General features: G+C 65.6%; 3 protein-coding genes. 1 reads left to right on the top strand and 2 read right to left on the bottom strand.

Annotated features, from left to right (window positions below):
* A partial coding sequence (locus tag Q0693_RS05015) for a LamB/YcsF family protein (protein ID WP_298629659.1) occupies nt 1–284 on the top strand: 284 nt, incomplete at its 5' end.
* 167 nt (nt 285–451) lie between these two features.
* Here the strand turns inward: Q0693_RS05015 and Q0693_RS05010 are convergent.
* Together Q0693_RS05010 and ppdK are read right to left on the bottom strand one after the other, a co-directional pair.
* Nucleotides 452–754 (bottom strand): transposase, encoded by a 303-nt coding sequence (locus Q0693_RS05010; RefSeq protein WP_298629657.1) that lies wholly within the window; start codon nt 752–754, stop codon nt 452–454.
* 43 nt (nt 755–797) lie between these two features.
* A partial coding sequence (ppdK, locus tag Q0693_RS05005) for a pyruvate, phosphate dikinase (RefSeq protein WP_298629656.1) occupies nt 798–3,109 on the bottom strand: 2,312 nt, incomplete at its 5' end.

The raw sequence follows: 3,109 nt of genomic DNA, 5'->3' as shown, positions 1-3,109 counted from the left end.
GGCTTAGGGTGGTCCTCGAGGCCTTCCCCGAACGGGCGTACCTGAACAACGGCCAGCTGGCCCCCCGCTCCCTGCCTGGAAGCTGGATCAGCGATCCCGAAGAAGCTGCCCGGCGAGCGCTGAGGATGGTTTTGGAAGGGAGGGTGGAAGCCCTGGACGGCGGGGAGGTGGAGGTCCGAGCGGAAACCCTCTGCATCCACGGGGACAACCCCAACGCCCTCCAGGTGGTGCGGGCGGTGCGGAAGGCCCTGGAGGAGGCGGGGATAGAGGTTAGGGCCTTTTGAACCCGCCCCACCTTAGCTTCGCCAACGTATACCGGCAAATCCCTTCCCCAGCCTACGTCCTAGATACCTAGAGGAGCCCGCAAGCCCAAGGGGGTACTGCCCACCCCCCTGGGCCCCGCCCCCGGTTAGTTACCGACCCAACTCCAAACGTGACGGCTCCCCGCTCTTCAGAGCGGGGCGGCAAGATACGGGCTTCCCCCGTGACCTCGGCCCCTCACCGAAGGCTCGGTGCAAGCCTTAGCCAAGATGTTCATAGCTGCCGCTACGTCCCGGTGAAGAGGTGTTCCGCAAGAAGAACAGGTAAACTCCCTGACCCACAAAGGCCTTTTCTCCCGGTGTCCACATATCGGGCAATCTTGGCTCGGGTATTTGGGGTCTACCCCCAGGACCCGCCTACCAGCCTCCCTAGGGCCCCTGCCCCAAAGGGACCGCCGGCGGACGCAGGGGGTCCACCCATCCCCGGTTTGCAAACCGGGGGATTACGGCCCCCCACACCCCCCTTTGCTCAGGACGTTAAGGGGCAAACGTTTCCCTCGCCTGGGCCCTCGAGGCCTGAAGCCCCGCCTGGGCTGCCGCCAGGCGGGCCGTGAGCACCCTAAAGGGACTGGCCGAGGTGTAATCCAGAAGCTCCGCCACAAAGGCCACACTGCGGGCCTCCCCCCCGTGCTCCCCGCAAAGCCCCACCTTCAGCCGGGGATTGGCCCGCCTTCCCTCCTCCACGGCCATCCTTATCAGCCTTCCCACCCCCTTTTCGTCCAGGCGCTCCGTGGGGTCAAAGGGAAACAGGCCTTCTTCCACGTACTGGGGTAGGAACTTGCCGGCATCGTCCCGGGAAAGGCCAAAGGCCATCTGGGTGAGGTCGTTGGTACCGAAGCTGAAGAAGTCCACCAAAGGAGCGATCTCCGAGGCCAGAAGGGCGGCCCTTGGGGTTTCCATCATGGTGCCGAAGGGGATGGGGCCGTACTCCTGGAAAAGCTCTTCTGCCAAGGCCCTGGCCCGTTCCACCTCCTTGGGATCCGCCACCAGGGGAATCATGACCTCAGGCCGGGGGGCAAAACCCTCCTCCCTCAGCTCCTTGGTCGCCTCCAAGAGGGCCTTGAGTTGCATGCGGAAAATGCCGGGCCTCAGGAGGAGAAGGCGGATTCCCCGGAAGCCCAGCATGGGATTCTGCTCCGATAGGGCCTTGGCCCTTTCCCAAAGAGCCTTAGCCTCCTCATCCCCCGCTATGGCCTTTTCCCGAAGCTCTTCCAAAGGTGGCAGGAACTCGTGGAGGGGAGGGTCCAAAAGGCGCACGGTCACAGGCAGGCCATCCATGGCCCTCAAGATGGCCTTAAAATCTTCCTTCTGGAAGGCATAAAGCCTCTCTAAGGCCTCGGCCTCCTCCTCCGGGGTACGGGCCAGGATAAGCCGCCTCACCCAGGGCAGGCGCTCCTCCTGAAAGAACATGTGCTCCGTGCGGCAGAGGCCGATTCCTTCAGCCCCAAAGGCCCGGGCCCTTTCCGCATCCGAAGGGGTGTCGGCGTTGGCCCTAACCCCCAAGGAGCGGTGGGGTTCGGCCCAGGAAAGGAGCTTCTGCAAAAGCTCCTCACCCGCCGCCTCCGCCAAGGGCACCGCCCCCAGGAAGACCTCCCCGGTGCTTCCGTCCAGGGTGAGGAGGTCCCCCTCCCGGATCTCAAGACCGTCCACCCAGGCCCGGCCCTCCTCCGGGGCCACCCTCAGGCCCTCCGCCCCCACCACCGCCGGCACCCCCAGGCCCCGGGCCACCACCGCCGCATGGGAGGTAAGCCCCCCCCGGGCGGTGAGGATTCCCTGGGAAAGGTACATGCCGGTGATGTCCTCGGGGGTGGTTTCCGGGCGCACCAGGATGGTGGGCAACCCCTGGGCCGTGTAGCGCTCCGCCCCTTGGTTGCTGAAAACCACGTGCCCCACCGCGGCCCCAGGGCTGGCGGGAAGCCCCTTTAGGATGGGCTCTGGGGCTTTATTCCGGTCCACCGCAGGCTTGAGGAGGCCAGGGAGGGCGTTGGCTTCCACCCGAAGCACGGCCTCTTCCTTGCTGATGAGACCCTCCTCCGCCATCTCCACGGCGATGCGCACCGCCGCCTGGGCCGTGCGCTTGCCCGAGCGGGTCTGGAGAAGGTACAAGCGCCCACGCTCCACCGTGAACTCAAAGTCCTGCATGTCGCGGAAATGGCGTTCCAAAAGGTCCGCTACCCTTTCAATCTCCCGGTAGAGCTCGGGGGCATATTCCCGCAAGCGGCTAAGGGGCTCGGGGGTGCGGATGCCCGCCACCACATCCTCCCCCTGGGCGTTCCTCAGGTACTCCCCGTAAAGGCCCTTTTCCCCGGTGGCGGGGTTACGGGTAAAGCCCACCCCGGTCCCCGAGTCCTCCCCCAGGTTCCCGTAGACCATGGCCTGGACCACCACCGCCGTGCCCAGGTCCTCCGGAATGCCGTAGATACGGCGGTAGGCCTTGGCCCTGGGGTTGGACCAGCTACGGAAGACCGCCTCTATAGCCCCCTCTAGCTGGAGCCAGGGGTCCAGGGGGAAGGGGGTACCCCGTTCCTCCAGGTGGCGCAGGTAGCGGAAGGAAAGGGCCTCGAGGTCCTCGGCGGTAAGCTCGGCGTCGCTTTGCACGCCCCGCTTCTCCTTTACGGCGGAAAGCAGGCCCTCAAACACCTCGGCCTTTTCCCTCAAGACCACCTCCCCATACATGGCAAGAAGCCGGCGGAAGGTGTCCCAGGCGAAGCGGGGGTTCCCTGAAGCCCGGGCCAGGCTTTCCACCCCCTCCAGGGTCAGGCCCAGGTTGAGGATGGTGTCCATCATCC

Origin of the sequence: uncultured Thermus sp. (assembly GCF_938010445.1) — a bacterium.
Taxonomy (GTDB): Bacteria; Deinococcota; Deinococci; order Deinococcales; family Thermaceae; genus Thermus; species Thermus altitudinis.
This window is presented reverse-complemented; position numbering and strand designations above follow the sequence as displayed.